This window comes from Leisingera sp. ANG-M1 (assembly GCF_000813745.1).
Lineage (GTDB): Bacteria > Pseudomonadota > Alphaproteobacteria > Rhodobacterales > Rhodobacteraceae > Leisingera.
Genome location: NZ_JWLC01000010.1, coordinates 24,939 through 42,690 on the forward strand (window position 1 = coordinate 24,939; position 17,752 = coordinate 42,690).

Here is a 17,752-nt window from a genome sequence, read left to right on the forward strand (position 1 = left end):
GATAGACCCGGTGGCGCATCAACTGGAGCAGGCGCTGAGTGCAGGGCGGCTTCCGGTGGAGTACTCCGATTGGGGCAGCCGTTTGCTTCAACGCTTGCATCAACCGGTCCGCGTTGCCGTGACCGGCGGCAGCGGCGCCGGGAAATCGGCTTTGATCGACATGCTGCTGGGCAAGGTTGTGATCGGCAGAAAAGCCGGCGGCCATATGGTCGAGGTTTGCTATGGCCGCAGCGAACAGGTTGTGTTTGAAACGGCCTCTGGCGAGTGCCTGCAGCAGCCGGGCCTGCTCGCAGATGGTGATGTGCCGCAAGGCACGGTGCTGGTGCGCCAGTACCTGCCGGACCCGCAGTTGCGCTGGCACAGCTACACCGAACTGCCGCTGGCCGGGCCTGTAAACCGCCAGCGGGATCTGCTGCAGAAGGCATCGGCTGCAGTGGATGTTATCCTGTGGTGCAGCCAGGAGTTCACAACCGCCGAGCAAGCTCTTTGGGCGGCCGTGCCAGACAGCTCCAAGGATCACAGCTTTCTGGTTCTGACCATGGCTGACCGGCAGATCATGCGGGGTGTTCTGGCGGACAGGATCGCCGCGCTGGAACCGGTGGCCGCGGTCGAATTCCTGGGTGCCTACCCGGTGGCCGCGATCCAGGGGCTGCAAGCCAGGGTCTCAGGCGGAGCTCAAGACGCAAGTCTTTGGCGCTCCAGCGGCGGCAAGCAGTTGTTTGATGACATTCTGCATCAGGTGGAGCTGGGCCGGACCTCGGATCTGGACCAGGCTGAAATGCTGGTGCGGAAGTTCGGCGGTGGCACGGAACGCCCGGCGCCCTCTCCGCGTCAGACCACGGCACCCGGGCAGACGGCAGAGCAGAAAATTGGCGGGGGCAATGGATTCAGCGAAGCGCTTGAACTGCTGCAGGATCGCGCAGAGCAGATGCTGACAGACGCCGAGGCGGGCGGAGGGCCCCGTGCGGATGCGGTGCTGAGCGCTTGTCTGGAGATTATCGGAGAGCTGTCCAGGGAACTGGACAAAGCGCCAGACAGCCCGGCGGCACAGATGGCCAGGGAGGCGGTGCAGGACGGCAGCGAACTTCTGATGCTGTGCCAATTGGAGCAGGGCGAGGATGCGGCCATCGATGCGGTGACGCTGCTGGTGCAGCTGAAAAAGGAGCTTGCCGGGGATATGGGCCCCTCATGACTGCTTTCCGCATACCCGCCGCAAACCTAAGCCACAGCAGACCAAAGCAAGGTTCACAATGAACGTTCAGCCCCAGATCGAGAGTGCCACGGATATCCGGGCTTCGGCGCGCCCGACCAATTTGAATGCCGGCCTGGAGCCGCTGGCGGAGTTCGCCGCCAAGGCGCAGGAACTGGCGGCGGCGCTCGGCGCATTGTCGGGCATTTCCGGCGGGCGGGTGTCGCAAAGCCTGGCCCGGCTCAAGGCGGAACTGGAGGCCTTTGAGCCCAGCGTGACCCTGCTGGGGCAGGTGAAGTCCGGCAAAACCTCTTTGGTCAATGCGATGGCGGGCTGGGCTGATCTGCTGCCATCGGATGTGAACCCCTGGACCTCGGTGGTGACCTCGCTGCATCTGCAGCCTGGCGAGCGGCGGCAGGAGGGCAAGGCCTGCTTCCAGTTCATGACCGAAGAGGAATGGGACCGCTTGCTGACCAAAGGCGGCCGGATCGGCGAGATGGCAGGCCGGGCCGGGGCTGGCAGCGAGCTGCAGAAGATCCGTGCCCAGATCGAGGAGATGCGCGCGCGCTCACGGCAGCGGCTGGGCCGCAAGTTTGAGCTGCTGATGGGGCAGAAGCATGAATACGGATATTTCGACAAGAACCTGATTGAACGCTACATCTGCCTGGGCGACGACTTTGACGAGCCGGAGGAGAGCGGTCTTGATGAGCAGGGCCGGTTTGCCGATATCACCCGGGCGGCGGATCTGTATCTGAACTGCCGGACGGTGCCGCACCGGCTGTGCCTGCGCGACACGCCGGGGGTCAACGACACCTTCATGATGCGCGAGCAGATTACCATTCAGGCGATCCGCGACAGCCGTATCTGCGTGGTGGTGCTGTCAGCGGGGCAGGCGCTGACTTCGGTCGACATGGGGCTGATCCGGATGATCTCGAACCTGCAGTCGCGCGAGGTGGTGATTTTCGTCAACCGGATCGACGAGCTGGCTGAGCCCGCGACCCAGGCCGCCGAGATCGAAGCCAGCATCCGCCAGACGCTGGAAACCCACCACGGTCCCAAAGATGCAACCATCATCTTTGGCAGCGCCTACTGGGCCAACAAGGTGCTGACCGGCGAGCTGGAAGATATGGAGAAGGCCAGCTCCGCAGCACTGCTGGATTGGGCTCAGGCCACGGTCAATGCTTCGAATGCAAAGCACTCTGCCCAGAATATGGTGTGGGAGCTGTCCGGGCTGCCCGCATTGAACCGGGCGATTTCCGAGCGGATCGTTTCCGACCTGGGCGAGCCGCAGCTGGCCCGCATTGCCAGCGCGGCCGTCACCGCAGCCACCGGCCAGGAGGCGGCAAATGCCATCCGGGTCCAGGGCGCTGGCGGTGCGGCTCATGGCAGCCTCCATGATACCCGGGCAGCGTTTGAAGAGATCGCACAGTCCCATTTGCGGGCGCTGGAATCGGAAATCGATGCGGTCTTGGAAGCTTACCGGGCGCGCGCCGACCGGGCGCATGCGACCTTCACAGACCGGGCGACCCATGCGCTGATAGAACATCTCGAGAAATGGGGAGAAGAGGCGCATTGGGAGTATGACCCTGCCGGGCTGCGGATGCTGCTGCGCACCGCCTATTCGGTGATGTCCAAGCGGCTGCAGGCGGCGGCGCACATGCGCTATGAGGCAGCGGTGCAGGATATTGCGGGCGTGCTGTATGACGGCTTTGGCACGGCGGTGGAGGGGATCCAGCTCTCGGTGCCTGATGTGCCGCCGCCGGGCTCTCCGGTGGTGCTGGGGCAGGCAATTGCGCTTGATTTCAACGACAGCTGGTGGGCTGCCTGGTGGCGCCGTACCCGGGGGTACAAGGCCTTTGCCAAGCGCTTCCGAAGCCTGATTGAGGGCGAAACCGAAGATTTCATGACCCAGTTGAAAACCGTGCAGACAGCTGATGCGCGCGCTGCCATTCTGGGACGCCTGCAGGAGTTCTTTGAGGGCCAGCGCGACATCCTTCTGGAGTTAGCGGATTGCAGCCGCGCAGGCGGCGACATGCAGGAATTGTTCACCGATCAGGATGACAGCATCCGCCGCCGGCAGGCGGGCGCCGCCCTGGAAACCCTCAGGAGCTTCATTGTATGACACAGGAAACGCCGATGACCGGGACAGGCACAAACCCCGCGCCCCGCAAACCTCGACTGGCGCTGATGGGGGAATTCAGCGCGGGCAAGAGCACACTGACCAACCTGCTGGTGGGCCGCCAGCCGCTGCCGGTCCGGGTTACGGCCACGCGGCTTCCACCGGTGTGGATCTCCTACGGGGCCGAGGCAGCCAGCATCATTGGTACCGATGGCAGCGAGACACCGGTGCCGCTGGAAGATCTCGCCAGTGTGCCGATGGAGAACACGGCATTGATCCGCTTGAGCCTGCCGGCAGAGGCGCTGGAGCTGTGCGATCTGATTGACATGCCTGGGATTTCGGACCCGAACATGCCTGCCAGCGTCTGGCAGCAGCTCCTGCCGGAGGTGGACGGCGTGATCTGGTGCACCCATGCAACTCAGGCCTGGCGTCAGTCCGAGGCCGCGGCTTGGGAGGAAATCTCGAAACAGGTCAAGGGGCCGGGGACACTGCTGATCACGCATTTCGACAAGCTGCGCAATGACCGGGACCGGGACCGGGTGGTCAAGCGGGTGAGAAAGGAAACCGGGGAGGCCTTTGGTGCCATCTTCCCGCTGTCTCTGAGCCAGGCTTTGGCGGCGGGCGAGGATATGGAGCAGTGGCAGAGCAGCGGCGCCGATGGTTTTGTCGAATATTTGGTGGAGATCCTGCTGAACTGGGGTCAGCCTGAGCGCCGGCCGCAGCCTGAACAGGTGCCGGCTGCGGAACCGGAACCTCGTGTCCGGTCTGCCCGAGAGGCAGGCGGCGAGGTGCTGGAGTTTGGTGCAGTCCGCGAAACCGCGGCAGCATCCGCACCGCAGGAGCCGCCGTCTTGTTCCGCGGGCAGCACCCAGGTGATCCCGCGCCGGGTGGTGGCCAAGAAGCGCAGCCCGCGGCCAGAGAGAGACCGGCCGGAGATCTGAGCCGGTTTGGAAAGAGGTCGTGTCATGAAGAATAACCCCGTTATAAGTACTGTGCGCGCGGTTTGCAGTCAGGAAGCCTGCCGATGACTCTGAGTAGCCATCTTGCGCGCTTGCGCGGGCAAGAGCGGGATTGCCGCCTTGCCGCCTTCGGAGACATTGGCGCGTGCATTGTGCTGCGCAAGAGCAGTGACGCGGATCACCCGCAGGAATATCTGGATGAGCTTTGCCATCAGGCCCGGCGCGGCTTTGGCTTGCTGGACGCAGCGGCTGGGGAAGTGCAGGCCGGAGCCGACGACGTGCTTGTTTTGACACCGGGCGAGGCGCGGGTTTATGTCCGCGCGCCGGATGGCTCCGGTGACGCATTGCTATGCGTCTGCAGCAGCGTTGAAGCAGCGCAGCGGCTGGTAACTCCGGCGCGGGAGTTGCTGGCGGTGCTGGCGGGGGAGGCATGATGGGAGACGCGGCAGCCAGGGAACTGCGGATACCAAACGGAACCGGGCAGGGGTTGCACTCGGCACTTGCCCGTCTGGCAGCTGCGCCTGAGGCGGACTTGCAACGGGCAAACAGCACCGCGGCAGGGCAAGTGCCGCTGACCGCTGCGCTGCTGCAGGAAATTGCCGAAACGGTGCTGCCCCGGGAATTGACAGTTCTTTGCGGCGGGAAACCTGTGGCGGTGCTGTTTGCCGCTCAGCGCAGGCTTGCCGGGATTACCCTCGGCAGCACTGAGAATACCGGGCCGGATCCGGACGATCCGGCGGCGGCTGCACGGATCTTTGCCAGGAGGCTGCAAACGCTGCAGAACGCAGCGGGCGGGGGCGGGTTCCGGATCCGCCGGCGGCCTTGCAAGGCGCCTGAGGGTGCAGGCAGTTGCACAGTGCAGCAATTGAACGCGGCGCTGGCCGGGCTTTCACAACACGGGCCGCTGGAGGCTTTCCGGAATATGGCGGAGGCGAAAGCTTTGGCTTGGAGCTACTGCGGCGCAACAGGCCAGCCGTTGGAAACTTGGGGCCCGGAAGACTTGCTGAGCCAGCTGGACGCGGTCCGGACCGCGGCTGCTGGCGCTGCCGGGCACAAGGCCTCACTCAGGCTGCCCGAGCAGAAACCGGACTGTTTTCTGCTGCCGGTTTCCGGGCAGGTCAGCGTAATCGCCGCGTCTAGCGGCGGGGCGTCATTGATCATTGCTGTGCCGGCGGCCGCGGCGGCCGCGCTTTTGGCAGAATGGCAGAGTCTGTTTCCCGGTACCGGCTGAACAGGCTGAGGCCCGTGCAGGCCTGTTCTGCCGCTAGCTCAGCCGGTGGTGCCGGCCACCCAGAACTCGTTGCGTCTGGATTGCACCCGCCCGGCCAGAAAATCAACGAAAAGGCGGACCCTGGCCGTGTTGCGCAGATCCTTGTGCAGCAGCAGCCACAGACTGCGGTAGGGTTTGGGCTTCTGGAACGGTGCGCGGATCAGGCCGGGATGGCGGTCGCCCAAGCAGCACGCCAGATAGGCCATGCCCAGCCCCGAGGCGGCCAGGGTGATCAGCGGAACGATGTCCGAGACCCGGTGGCGCAGCAGTGCCTTCGGGTAACAGCTTTCCTGCACCCACTTCGCTGTTGTGTCGCCTTCGGGTTCGTGCCAGCCGATCAGTGACAGACCCTCGCCGCCGTTGTCGCGGATGCGCTGGGCATAGTCCTTGGTGCAATAGGCGGCCTGCGAGAGCTGCACCAGTCTGCGCCCGACCACATCTTGGGTGACTTCGTCAGCAATCCGAAGGGACACATCCGCCTCTCTGCGGGTCAGGTCCGCCACTTCGTTGCTGAACCGCATGTTAAGGCTGATGTCGGGGTATTGCTCGGCAAACAACGCCAAGTCGTCCATGAGGGAGGTCATGGCCAACCCGTGCGGCAAGGTTAAGTAGATTGTGCCGCTGGGCAAAGCGTCGCGGCCAACGATGATCCGCGAAGCTGCGGTCATCTCCTCTTCGACCCGCTCTGCATAGGGCATCAGGTCTTCGCCTAGCTGAGTCAGCACCAGTCCCGCCTTGGAGCGGTCGAACAGGCGCGAGCCGACGTTTTCCTCCATTACCGCAAGGCGGCGGGCCAGGGTGGTGTGATTCACCTGGATCCGGTCGGCGCCGCCCCGCAGCGTGCCGCTGCGCGCCACCGCCAGGAAATACTTCAGGTCGTCCCAATTCAGCGAATGACTTTCCTGCAGGTTCATTCCCGCCTCCTCCGGGTGGTTCATTTTTGAAACACGGTGTCCAATTTTACCCCTCTACAGGCCAGATCTAAACCATCCTAGCTGTAGCTGCAAGGGCGCCGGAGATGGTGCCGCAGCCAGAAAGGGAAGACTGCCATGAGCACCATTCAATCCGTTCTCATCACCGGCGCCAATGCCGGCCTGGGCCGCGAAAGCGCCCGCCAGCTGGCCCTGCAGGATAGCATCCGGAAGATCTATCTGGCCTGCCGCAGCAAGGCCAAGGCCAAGGCAGCCAAGGCGCAGCTGGAGGTCGAGACCGGCCGCAAGATCTTTGAGATTGTCCTGATGGACGTGGTGAAACCGGAAACGGTCCGTGCAGCAGTGGCCATGCTGCAAACGCCGGTTGATGCAGTGGTCCTGAACGCCGGCGGCAGCGGCGGTTCCACCCCCTTTGCCAAGACCAAGGACGGGGTCAGCCATATCTTTGCCGTTAACGTGCTGGGGCATGTGGTGCTGGTGGATGAGCTTCTGGAGCGTCAGCTGCTGACCTCCACCGTGCTCTATGCCGGTTCCGAGGCGGCACGGGGTATCCCGAAGATGGGGATGCCGGTGCCGGAGATGAAAACCTCATCGGTGGCCGAATACGCGGCTGTCATTGACGGCAGCAAATTCGGCAGCAAGCCCGACCCGATGGTGGCTTATGGCTATGTCAAGCTGCAGGCGGCGATGTGGATGGCCTCGATGGCGCGCCAGCACCCGCATATCCGCTTTGTCACCATGAGCCCGGGCGGCACCACGGGCACCGCAGGCTTTGACGATCTGCCGTTCCTCAAGCGGCTGTTCTTCAAGCATATCGGCGGGGTGCTGATGCCCAGGCTGGGGATGATGCACAAGATCGAGACCGGCGCCAGGCGCTATGTCGACGGCCTGCTGGACGCGAAATTCAAGACCGGCCGTTTCTATGCCAGCGCAGGCAAGTTTCCGACCGGCCCGGTGGTGGACCAGGAAGGCCAGACCGCTGGCTATGGCAATCCCGAATTCCAGGACAACGCAAACTTGGCGGTGCGCCGGTTCATCTGAGCCAGACGAAAAAAGGAGAACAGAAATGGAATTGGCACTTCAAATCGTGATCGGGCTGGGGACGCTGATGCTGGCCGGGCTGGGGCTCATGTCGATGCTGAACCCCGGCAAGATGGCCGGCAATTTCGGTGTCGAGACCACCGGGGTCGTGGGGCTCAGCACCATCCGCTCGGCGATGGGCGGCATGTTCCTGTCCTGCGTCGCGATGCTGGCAGCGGGCCAGCTGACCGGCGTGACCTTGTGGTTCGTCCCGGTGGCCGTGGTGATGGCTGCCATTGCCTTTGGCCGGCTGATCAGCATGGCTTTTGATGGTTTTGACAGCCAGGTCGTGCCGCCGCTGGTGATCGAACTGGTGCTGGCCGCCGCTTTGACAACGGCGCATATGCAAAGCGCCGCGGCTTAAGGGCTGCGGCAAAGGAACACCCGTTTGCGGTAAAGGCGCCGGAATTTTTGCAGAGTTCCGGCGCTGCCAGCTCAGGCCGGTGCGGCTGCCGGGCTGTTGGGCAGCACCACCCGCATGCCGAACCCGCCGGCTTCCTTGAACGGGATGATGTCGCCGCCATGCTTGCGAACGATGCTGCGGGCAATCGACAGGCCCAGGCCGACGCTGCCGTCGGTCACATCCCGGGAAGTATCCAGCCTGGTGAAGGGCACGAAAACCTCCTCATACATGCCGGCTGGGATGCCGGGACCGTCGTCGAGGAACTCCACCGTGACATGCTCGGGACCCTGCGTCAGCACTATCCGCACCCGGCTGCCGTATTTGATGCCGTTGCCGATCAGGTTGCGGAACACCCGTTTGATCGAGACTTTGCGGCAGAGCGCTACCGAGGGCACGGCCTGCACCAATTCAGCCTCAGCCGACTCTTCAGCCAGATCCCGCAGCATTTCCGCCAGATCGACCGGCTGCGGGTCCTCCTCAACTGCTTCCTGGCGTGAGAAGGCCAGGTAGCTGTCGACCATGGTCCGCATCTCCTCGGCGGTTTCGATCATGTTCTCGCGCAGCTCATCATCCTCGATGAACTCGGCCCGCAGCCTCAGCGAGGTGATCGGGGTGCGCAGGTCGTGGTTGATAGCTGCGAGCATCGCGGTCCGGTCGCGGACAAAGCGGGTCAGCCGCTCTTGCATCCGGTTGAAGGCTTCAGCGGTCCGGGCCACTTCGGCAGGTCCGGATACTGCGATCGGGCGGGCGGTTTCCCCGCGGCCCAGCTGCTCGGCGGCGCTCGAGAGGTCGCGCAGCGGCCGGGTAATCTTGCGGGCCAGGATAGTGACGCTGCCGCCGATTCCCAGAAGCGAAGTCAGCACTGACAGGGCAAAAGGCGCCAGGTAGATGCTGAAATCGGCATTGGCGAAGGTGCGCACGTTCAGCCAGCTGCCGTCTGCCAGCTGTACTGAAATGGTCCAGAACGGGCATTCCGCCGCGGCCGGTGTGTCATACAGCGGCACCACGCACACATCCGCGGCATCGCCAAAGAGGATCCACCACAGGTCGGTGATATTGATTGTCCGGACATCAGTCAGAATATTGTGTTCTCCGAAGTATTCCCGCAGCACATGCGCATCCGGGGAGTCTGCCAAAGACACTTCTCCCTGCGGAGAGTCTGCCACTCTGTAGGTGGTTTCGTCGTTGCTTGCTGTTTCCAGAATGCGGGTATGCGCTGCGGCGGGAGAGCTGTTCAGGTAGTCTGCGGTGCTGACGATCTTCTGGTAGAAAAACTGGTCCTCGTGCTTGTCGAACTTTTCGTCCTGATAGATCAGCAGGGCGCCGGTGATCAGGGTTTGTGTCAGCACGGTTGCAATTACAGTGGCGGCAATCAGATAGCCCGCCAGGCTGCGCGGCAGCAGTCTCATAGCTTCACCACATCGCAGGCAAAGGTGTATCCGCCGCCCCAGACCGTCTTGATGAACTCGGGCTTTTTGGGATCGGCTTCGATCTTCTTACGCAGACGGCTGACCTGGTTGTCAATGCTGCGGTCGAACACCGTGCCGGTGCGGCCGCGCACCTGATCCAGCAGCTGATCGCGCGACAGCACGATGCGCGGGTGCTGCAGGAAGGTGGCCAGTAGTTTAAATTCAACGCTGCTAAGTTCGACCGGCTCACCTTCTTCGCTGGTCCGGGTCAGCTGCCGCTGGCTCATGTTCAGCTGCCAGGGGCCGAACTGCATATAACCGTCGGACAGGCCCGAATACTGCTTGGGCAGGCTATTCACCCGCCGCAGCACGCCGCGGATCCGGGCCAGCAGCTCGCGCGGGTTGAAGGGTTTGGTGACATAGTCGTCCGCACCCAGTTCCAGCCCGACGATGCGGTCGGTTTCATCCGTCACCGCGGTCAGCAGGATCACCGGGATGTCGCGGGTTTCGCGGATGCGGCGGCAGATATCCAAACCGCTTTCGCCAGGCATCAGGATATCCAGCACCACCAGGTCGATCTGCGCCGTCTTCAGCGCCGCATAGGCCTGGGTGCCATTGCCCGCGGTGGTCGCGCGGAAGCCGTTGCGCTTGAGGTAATCAGCCAGCGGCTCGCGGATGTTCTTGTGGTCGTCAACGACCAGAATATGCGGCTCCTGCACGGCCATCTGCCCTAAGTCTTTGCTGTTCGTCCGCGGCAGAGACTAGCGCTAATGGGCAGTAAAAAGAATTGCTCAATTGTCACCAGCTGTGCCAGGCAGGCCGGCTGACATACTTTTTTACAAATTCCCCTGCCGCTGGCACAAAGCCGCGACATTGGCTGCCTACCTGCCGGTCCAACGATGGCGCAGAGCGCCCGGGCAGGCAAAGGACAGACCATGGGCGGCAGCCCCAAGACCAGAAAACCCCGCTCCATTTGTGCCGTGCTGGCCACAGCCAGCCTGACGGCCTGCAGCGCATTGGAGCCGGTTGCGCTCCCGCCTTCCAAGGAGGTGCTGAATGCACCGGCGCAATTCTCTGCCCCGGCGCCTGCGGGCGGGCAGGTCACGGACAGCCTGCTGGATCTTTTCGACGACCCGGTGCTGCGCGCAGCGGTTGCCCAATCGCAAAGCGGCAACCTGGATATCCGGCAATCAGCTAAACGGCTGGAGCTGGCAGGCATCGACCTCACCACTACCGCCGCTGATGCCTGGCCGCAGCTCTCGGCCAATGTGAATGCCAGCCACGGCAGCGGGGCAGGGGAGAGCCTCTCGCCCACGCTGGACGTGCAATGGGAAGTTGACCTCTGGGGGCTCCAGGCGGACCGCCGCCGCGCCTCGCGGGCGGACCGTGCCGCCGAGGCAGCCCGCCATCAGGCGCTGCAGGACTCGGTCGCAGCGCAGCTGATGCAGGCCTGGTTCGATGCGGTGGCGGCTAAACAGCAGCAAGGCCTGGAGGCGCGGCGGCTGAAAGTCTTGCGTGCTAGCGCCGAAAACACCCGCGCCAATTACCGCGCAGGCATCGGCACCCTGGATGACCTCTCTGCGATCGAGCGGGATGTTGCACTGTCCCAGGCTGCCTTGGCCTTGAACGAAGGCCAGACGCACGATGCCGTGCGCACGGTGGAGCTGCTGCTGGGCCAGTATCCGGACAACGATCTGGCTATCCCTTCCCGCCTGCCGCGCCTGAAGGCGGCGCCTGCGCCGGGTGTGCCGCTTGCCGTCCTCGCAGAGCGTCCCGACATGCAGGCCGCCTGGCAGGATGCGGTGGCTGCCAACCGCCGCATCGTCGTTAGCCAGAAGGAGCTGTTGCCGCAGATTTCGCTGACCGGGCAATTCGGAAGCACCAGCGATGACTTCGGAGCGCTCAGCCATGGCGCAACGGTCTGGTCATTGGCGGCGGCCCTGACGGCCCCCATTTTCGAGGCCGGGCGGCGCAAGGCCAATATCGAGGCCTCCAGGAACCGCGCAGATCAGGCTCTAATCACCTATCTGCAAACCGCGCTGACCACGTTTTCGGAGGTTGAGCGGGGGCTGGATCAGGAACGGATCCTGGCTCGCCGCGAGGCCCGACTGGCCGCGGCTGTCACCCATGCCCGCGCCACCGAGGCGACGTTTGAGACCCGCTACCGTTCGGGACTCTCCACCATTCTTGACCTGCTGAGCGCCCAAAACGCGGTGTTCGACATTCAAAGCCAGCTGCTGGCGGTGCGCAATGAACGGCTGAAGAACCGCGTCGCCCTGGGCCTGGCGCTGGGAAAAGGAGTGTAATGCGATGCTCAAGAACTGGATTGGCGCCGCCGTGCTGACCGCTGCAGCTGCCTTTGTGGCCTACCCCGCCGACGAGGCTCCGCCCGCCGAGGAAACTGAGGCCCCGCAGCGGATGCTGGCAGATGTGCACATCCTGAAACCTGAGGCCCGGCACGTCACGGTCACCACTCACGGCCAGGTCCGCCCCCGCTGGCAAAGCCGCCTGTCGGCCGAGGTTGGCGGCAGGGTCGTATCCATCAGTAGCAGACTGCTGACCGGTGCCCGCTTCCAACAGGGCGAGCTGCTGGCCCAAATCGAAGACAGCGCCTACCGCAGCGCCGCCGCTACGGCGCGTTCAGCGCTGGCCACCGCGGAACGGGTGCTGCTGGAAGAGGAGCAGCGCGGCAAGCTGGCGCTGGAGAACTGGAAAGCCTCGGGGCTCGGCGGCGAGGCCTCCGGACTGACATTGCGCCAGCCGCAGCTGGCCGAGGCCCGCGCTGCGATGGACGCCGCCCGCGCCGCGCTGGCCCAGGCCGAATACGAGCTGCAGCAGACCCGCATCACCGCGCCTTTCGATGGCGTGGTAGCCAGCCGCAGCCTGAACCCGGGCGAGGTGGTGCAGGCTGGAACCCAGATTGCCGAAGTCTTTGACACCAGCGTGTTTGAGGTGCCCGCCCCGCTCAGCGCCAGCCAGTTTGTCCAGCTGGGCGTGGCAGCGGGTGCCCAGGCGGTGCTGACCAGCGCAGAAGGCGCCGTCTGGCAGGGCGAGGTGGTCCGGATCGACCCTTCTGTCGATACAGAAAACCGCTGGATCAATGCGGTCATCCAAATGCAGGCGGGCGCCAGTGCGATGCCGGGCCAGTTCCTGACTGTTGAGCTGCAGGGCCGCCGCCATGACGCGCTTTATGCGGTGCCCGAAGCGCTGATTTCGCGCCAGGGGCAGGTCTGGTACCTGGACCCGCAAGACCACCTGCAGACAATCCAAGCCGAGCCCGTCTTTACGGCTGGGGGCATCTCTTACATCGCCCCGCCGGACGGCAGCGCCGAAGACCTGCGCCTGGTCCTTCCCCGCAGCGGCTATTTGCGGGGTGCCAAGGTTCAGCCCCGCATCGTTGCCGAACCGCGGCCCGGTGCTGCCTTGCGCGCTGCCAATGCCGCAGAAGGGGCGGCGCAATGAGCGCGCCTGCCCGCGCCGAGGGCTGGATCGGCTGGTTCGCCCGGAACAGCGTCGCCGCCAACCTCTTGATGCTGATCATTCTGGCGATGGGGCTGGTCACCGGGATTGGCATGCGCACCGAAGGTTTCCCTGCCGATCCCCCGCGCAATGTCACTGTCACGGTAAACTTCAACGGTGCCTCCCCCGAAGACGCCGAGGAAGGTGCCGCAGTCAAAGTGGAGCAGGCACTGAACGGGCTGCAGGGGATCGAAGAGATCACCTCCACCATCACTGCCGACTCCGCTGAGATCGTGGTGAAGGGCCTGCCGGACTACCCGATGGAGCGGCTCAAGTCCGACGTTAAGGACCGGGTTGACGCGATCACCACATTCCCGGCGCAGGTGGACAGCACCACAATCGCGCTGGAGCAGGAAGAGCGCCATGTGATCTATGTGCAGCTGCTGGGCGGCCAGGATCATGTCACGCTGAAAGAGGCCGCCCGCCGCACCCGCGAGATCCTGCTGGACCTGCCCACGGTCAGCAAGGTCACCACCGAAGGCGCCCGCACCTCTGAAATCACTGTTGAACTGCAGGAGGAGAAACTCCGCGCCTACGGCCTCAGCTTCGAGGAAGTCGCGCAGGCGGTGCAGGGGCAGTCGGTCAGCCTGTCGGGCGGAACCTTGGAGGCGGCAAACGGCACCCTCAGCCTGCAAAGCCGCAACCAGGCCTATTTCGGACGCGACCTGCTGCAGACCCGCATCCGGGTGTCGCCGGATGGGGGTGTGGTCCGCCTTGCGGATGTCGCCCGCGTGGTGGACGGTTTTGCAGACGGCCAGGTGCTGTCGGTCTACAACGGGCAGCCTTCGATCCGGCTGGACGTGCAGCTGATCGGCAAGGACTCGATCACCGAGACCTCGGACACGGTGCAGCAGAAACTGGACGAGCTGCGCGCCGCCCCCTGGATGCCGGAGGATATCACACTCGAAAGCTGGCTGGACGAGGCCCAGTCGATCCGCGACCGGCTGGCGCTGATGTCCAAGAACGCGCTGACCGGCATGGCGCTGGTGTTTGTAATGCTGGCGCTGTTCCTCGACATCCGCGTCGCCTTCTGGGTGGCGCTCGGCATCCCGGTCTCCTTTGCCGGTGCGCTCTACATGATGGGGCCGGATTGGTTCGACTACTCGCTCAACGCGCTGTCGACCTTCGGCTTCATCATCACGCTGGGCATTGTGGTCGATGACGCCATCGTCACCGGCGAGAACATCTATGCCCATAAGCGCAAGCATGGCGGCGGCGTGGACACCGCTATCCGCGGCGCGCTGGAAGTGGCCACCCCGGCCACCTTCGGGGTGCTGACCACAGTGGCGGCTTTCTATCCGCTGACGACGATCTCAGGCGACTTTGGCGGCTCGTTCAAGATCATTGCTGTTGTGGTGATCCTCTGCCTGCTGTTCTCGCTGGTGGAATCCAAGTTCATCCTGCCCGCGCATCTGGCCCATATGGATGTGTCACAGAAACCCAAGAAGCACCCGCTGGCCCGAGCCTGGCAGCGGCTGCAAACGGGTGTGGAACACGCCATGGGCTGGACAATCCAGCGCCTTTACCTGCCGCTTCTGCATACCGCCCTGGCGCATCAGCTGCAGGCGGTGATGGTCTTTGCGGCAAGCTTTCTGTTTGCGTTCGGCCTGATGGCGCAGGGCATCGTCGAGACCAATTTCTTCCCCGACCGGGACTCGACCCAGGTGCATATGGACGTAACCCTGGACAGCGGCGCGCCGCCCGCCCGGACCCGCGAGATCGCCCGGCTGTTTGAGGCCAGCCTGCTGGAAACAGTTGCGGATCTCGAAGCGGAGCACGGCCTGCAGGAGCCGCTGGTGACCAGCTACTATGTCTCCTCCAGCCGGGCCGAGAAGCTGGTCATCTCGGTTGGCCTGCTCGACAGCACCAAACGGTCGTTCGGCTCGGACGAACTGGTGGAGCGCTGGCGGGCCGCGGCCGGAATGCCGCCCGGTGTGCGCCAGATGGAGCTGTTTTCGGATGACGACGGTGTCGAGGACCTGCGCTTTGGCCTCAGCTCGGAAGACCCTGCCGAAACCGCGGCCGCGCTGGCCAGCCTGCAGCAGGTCCTGCAGGAGACACCCGGGCTCTATGACATTCTCACCGATCTCGACAATGAAACGCTGGAGATGTCGTTTGAGCTGCTGCCCGAAGGCGAGGCGCTGGGCCTGACCAACCGCGAGGTGATCACCCAGATCCGCAACGCCGTGTTCGGCTACGAGGCGCAGCGGATCCAGCGCGGCAGCGAGGAGGTGCAGGTCCGTGTTCGCTATCCTGAGAACGAGCGCGACAGCCTGAGCGATCTGAACCGCATCCGCCTGCGCACCCCGGCAGGCGGCACCGTGCCTCTGGACACGGTGGTGCGGCTGAACCAGCGCGAAACGCTGCTGGAGCTGAAGCGCATCAACGGTACCCGCACGCTGGAAATCTCCGCCAGGGTCGACAAGGACCTGGCCTCGGTCACCGAGGTTGTCGAACGGCTGGAGGCCACCGCTTTTGCCCGTCTGCGCGCCGAATACAGCGGGCTGTCGGTCACTGTTTCCGGCGAAGCGGCCGAAGAGGAGGAGGCCACCAGCCAGCTCAGCAGCGGTTTTGTGCTGGGGCTGATGCTGATCTATGCGCTGCTGGCGATCCCGCTGAAATCTTACACTCAGCCATTCATCATCATGCTGGCGATCCCCTTTGGCATTGTTGGTGCGGTGCTGGGGCATCTGGCCATTGGAATTCCGGTTTCGCTATTGTCCTTCTTCGGCATCCTGGCGCTGAGCGGTGTGGTGGTGAATGACTCGCTGGTGCTGGTCAGCCGCTACCGCGCGGCCCGGGATGAGGGCCTGCCGGCCTATGAGGCTTTGCTTGATGCCGGCGCCTCCCGCTTCCGCGCGGTGATGCTGACCTCGGTCACCACTTTTGCGGGGCTGATCCCGCTGGTGCTGGAGACCTCGGAGCAGGCTCAGTTCCTGATCCCGATGGCGGTCTCGCTGGCTTTCGGGGTGCTGTTTGCCACCTTGATAACGCTGATCCTTATCCCGGTCCTGCTGAGTCTGAGCACGCGTTTGCCCGCCCTCCTGGGCCGCAGGAGCACCGGGCAGGCTGGGGCGCAAACAGCACCGTGACACTTTTATACACTTTCGCCGCATCCCGGGATCATTGCGGTACACCCGGCTTCTACACCTTCGCAGGAAACCCCCAAAGAGGATCACGCAGAAAAATGAAACCTGTTCAAAAACAGATGATTGGGGCCGGGCTGTCGGCGATCACGATATTGGCCGCAACCCAGGTGCAGGCCGAAGGCGATTGGGAGGGCAGTATCGGCGCCGGCGTCTTCTGGGAGCCGGAATACCTGGGCTCCAGCGAAAGCACGACCTCCGGTTTCCCTATGTTCGAGCTGACCTGGCGCGACCGGCTGTTCATCGGCCCGGGTGGCATTGGCGGCTATGTCTTCAACAGCGACGACTTCAAGCTCTCCGCCGCGATTGGCTATGATGAGGGGCGCAAGGAAAATGACAGCACCTTCCTGCGCGGGCTTGGCGATATCGACGGCGGCATCACCTATAATCTCGGCCTTGAATACGAGTTCGGCCCGGTCACGCCGTATCTGGAGGTGACAAAATACGGCAAGGGCTCCGAAGGGCTGAGCGCAACCATCGGGGTCGAGGGCATGATGCCGCTGCGCGCCCTGACCGGCCGCGCTTCCTTTGCGAGCTTGGACGAAGATAGCTCGCCGCTTGAAATGGGCCCGGTGCTGACAGCAGGCATTTCTGCCGACTGGGGCAATGATGATTTCAACGGCACTTATTACGGCGTCACTGCCGCTCAGTCCGCAGCCTCCGGCCTGGGCCAGTACACCGCCACCAGCGGCTTTCACGCGATCAACTTAGACATTGGTATCCAGGTGCCGGTCACCGAGCGCTTCAGCGTTGGCGGCATGGTCACCTATTCGCAGCTGACCGGCGACGCCAAGGACAGCACCATCGTGCGCGACACCAGTGGCACATCGGTTGGCCTGTTCGGCATCTACCGGTTCTGACGCCGCCGCTCCTTCCACCTCCAGAAAAGGGGATGCTGGCGGTGGCACGCCTCCTTCTTCTCTCCGCCTTGATTGCGCTTGGCTTTGCCTGCAAGAGCTACGCGGCCTTGCCGCAGCGATGCCTGGAAATCCAGGCTGCCGGACTTGTGCTTGAGGCAGCATAGTCCGGCTGGGGAAGGAAGGGGGCGTTGCCGACGCATGTCCTAAGGGGAGAGGCAGTTCCCTTCCTTACCCGGTGAAATGGAGTATGAACTGCTGGGGTAGAAGCGGTTCATTCTGTAGCTCCACTGCAATAGCTGGCCTTCGGCATTTGCATAGGCATGTGTGCCCGCTCCAAATTCCTGCCCGGCAATGCTCAGTGAGGATGCAAAAGAACGAGTTGACAGACAGGTTGCGCCCAGCTCTTGGGCCTGGCGGCGGATCTTGAGTTCTGCGACCGCACTAGCAGCGGTCAGCGCCGCCAACCAAGCGGTGGCCAGAGGAATGAATAGAGTGACCCAAGGCAATACAGCTGAATAGTGCTTGCCGACACGCTGGAGGCATGTTGAGGCAGCGATGAATGCAACACCGGCTGTTGCCAAAGACAGGGCCAACAGGTCCGCGTGGCTGGCGAGCGTCTTTATGCCCCAGGACAAAATATATGGCCACAACGGCGGTGCTATGAAGAGCCCCAGATTGATGGGGAACCAGAAAAACAGGCTGGCGAGTGCACTGGCGGCGCTGATCTGTACCATCATCCGCAGCCAACCAGGCTTGGCGGCTTTCTTCCAGAACGACCACCCGAAACCAAGCAGAACAACGCCCCACCAGACCAGCCCCGTGCAAAGGGCTATGAACATCCAGATAACTTCCCCCACGCTCAACCC

At 63.7% G+C, this 17,752-nt stretch carries 15 protein-coding genes; 11 read left to right on the plus strand and 4 right to left on the minus strand.

Annotated features, from left to right (window positions below; all coding sequences use genetic code 11):
• Positions 1-10 precede the first annotated feature (10 nt).
• From RA19_RS08920 to RA19_RS08940, 5 genes are all read left to right on the plus strand, one after another.
• Complete coding sequence (locus RA19_RS08920; protein ID WP_241479043.1) at positions 11-1,192, plus strand: hypothetical protein; 1,182 nt, start codon at positions 11-13, stop codon at positions 1,190-1,192.
• Between the two features lie 58 nt (positions 1,193-1,250).
• The gene (locus RA19_RS08925) at positions 1,251-3,311 is read left to right on the plus strand and encodes a dynamin family protein (RefSeq protein ID WP_052261716.1); all 2,061 of its coding nucleotides are present in this window, start codon (positions 1,251-1,253) and stop codon (positions 3,309-3,311) included.
• Positions 3,308-4,249: a dynamin family protein gene (locus tag RA19_RS08930; RefSeq protein WP_039161763.1), complete on the plus strand. Its 942-nt coding sequence runs from the start codon at positions 3,308-3,310 to the stop codon at positions 4,247-4,249. The genes RA19_RS08925 and RA19_RS08930 overlap by 4 nt, the downstream gene beginning before the upstream one ends.
• A gap of 83 nt (positions 4,250-4,332) precedes the next feature.
• Entirely contained in the window at positions 4,333-4,701 is a 369-nt protein-coding gene (locus tag RA19_RS08935; protein WP_039161765.1) for a hypothetical protein, read from the plus strand.
• The gene (locus RA19_RS08940; protein ID WP_152615719.1) at positions 4,701-5,498 is read left to right on the plus strand and encodes a hypothetical protein; all 798 of its coding nucleotides are present in this window, start codon (positions 4,701-4,703) and stop codon (positions 5,496-5,498) included. Before RA19_RS08935 ends, RA19_RS08940 begins: the two co-directional genes overlap by 1 nt.
• 38 nt (positions 5,499-5,536) lie before the next feature.
• Here RA19_RS08940 and RA19_RS08945 read toward each other — a convergent pair whose 3' ends face one another.
• The gene (locus tag RA19_RS08945) at positions 5,537-6,451 is read right to left on the minus strand and encodes a LysR family transcriptional regulator (protein WP_039162040.1); all 915 of its coding nucleotides are present in this window, start codon (positions 6,449-6,451) and stop codon (positions 5,537-5,539) included.
• Positions 6,452-6,586: 135 nt separating this feature from the next.
• Between RA19_RS08945 and RA19_RS08950 the strand changes: the two genes are divergently transcribed.
• Entirely contained in the window at positions 6,587-7,510 is a 924-nt protein-coding gene (locus RA19_RS08950) for an SDR family NAD(P)-dependent oxidoreductase (RefSeq protein ID WP_039161769.1), read from the plus strand.
• Positions 7,511-7,535: 25 nt separating this feature from the next.
• Positions 7,536-7,913: a DUF4345 family protein gene (locus RA19_RS08955; protein WP_039161771.1), complete on the plus strand. Its 378-nt coding sequence runs from the start codon at positions 7,536-7,538 to the stop codon at positions 7,911-7,913.
• 71 nt (positions 7,914-7,984) lie between these two features.
• Here RA19_RS08955 and RA19_RS25735 read toward each other — a convergent pair whose 3' ends face one another.
• Positions 7,985-9,361, minus strand: coding sequence for an ATP-binding protein (locus RA19_RS25735; protein WP_052261717.1), 1,377 nt, complete (start codon positions 9,359-9,361; stop codon positions 7,985-7,987).
• Complete coding sequence (locus RA19_RS08965; RefSeq protein WP_039161773.1) at positions 9,358-10,086, minus strand: response regulator; 729 nt, start codon at positions 10,084-10,086, stop codon at positions 9,358-9,360. Before RA19_RS08965 ends, RA19_RS25735 begins: the two co-directional genes overlap by 4 nt.
• A gap of 174 nt (positions 10,087-10,260) precedes the next feature.
• Between RA19_RS08965 and RA19_RS08970 the strand changes: the two genes are divergently transcribed.
• From RA19_RS08970 to RA19_RS08985, 4 genes are all read left to right on the plus strand, one after another.
• Positions 10,261-11,667, plus strand: a complete 1,407-nt coding sequence (locus tag RA19_RS08970; RefSeq protein WP_082020495.1) for a TolC family protein — start codon at positions 10,261-10,263, stop codon at positions 11,665-11,667.
• Between the two features lie 4 nt (positions 11,668-11,671).
• Complete coding sequence (locus tag RA19_RS08975; RefSeq protein ID WP_052261718.1) at positions 11,672-12,823, plus strand: efflux RND transporter periplasmic adaptor subunit; 1,152 nt, start codon at positions 11,672-11,674, stop codon at positions 12,821-12,823.
• Entirely contained in the window at positions 12,820-15,972 is a 3,153-nt protein-coding gene (locus tag RA19_RS08980) for an efflux RND transporter permease subunit (RefSeq protein ID WP_039161779.1), read from the plus strand. Before RA19_RS08975 ends, RA19_RS08980 begins: the two co-directional genes overlap by 4 nt.
• A 95-nt stretch (positions 15,973-16,067) precedes the next feature.
• Positions 16,068-16,886, plus strand: a complete 819-nt coding sequence (locus tag RA19_RS08985; RefSeq protein WP_052261719.1) for a MipA/OmpV family protein — start codon at positions 16,068-16,070, stop codon at positions 16,884-16,886.
• A 203-nt stretch (positions 16,887-17,089) separates the two neighbouring features.
• On the opposite strand, the gene RA19_RS08990 is transcribed toward RA19_RS08985, so the two are convergent.
• Positions 17,090-17,743 (minus strand): hypothetical protein, encoded by a 654-nt coding sequence (locus tag RA19_RS08990; RefSeq protein WP_206540269.1) that lies wholly within the window; start codon positions 17,741-17,743, stop codon positions 17,090-17,092.
• Between the last annotated feature and the right edge of the window lie 9 nt (positions 17,744-17,752).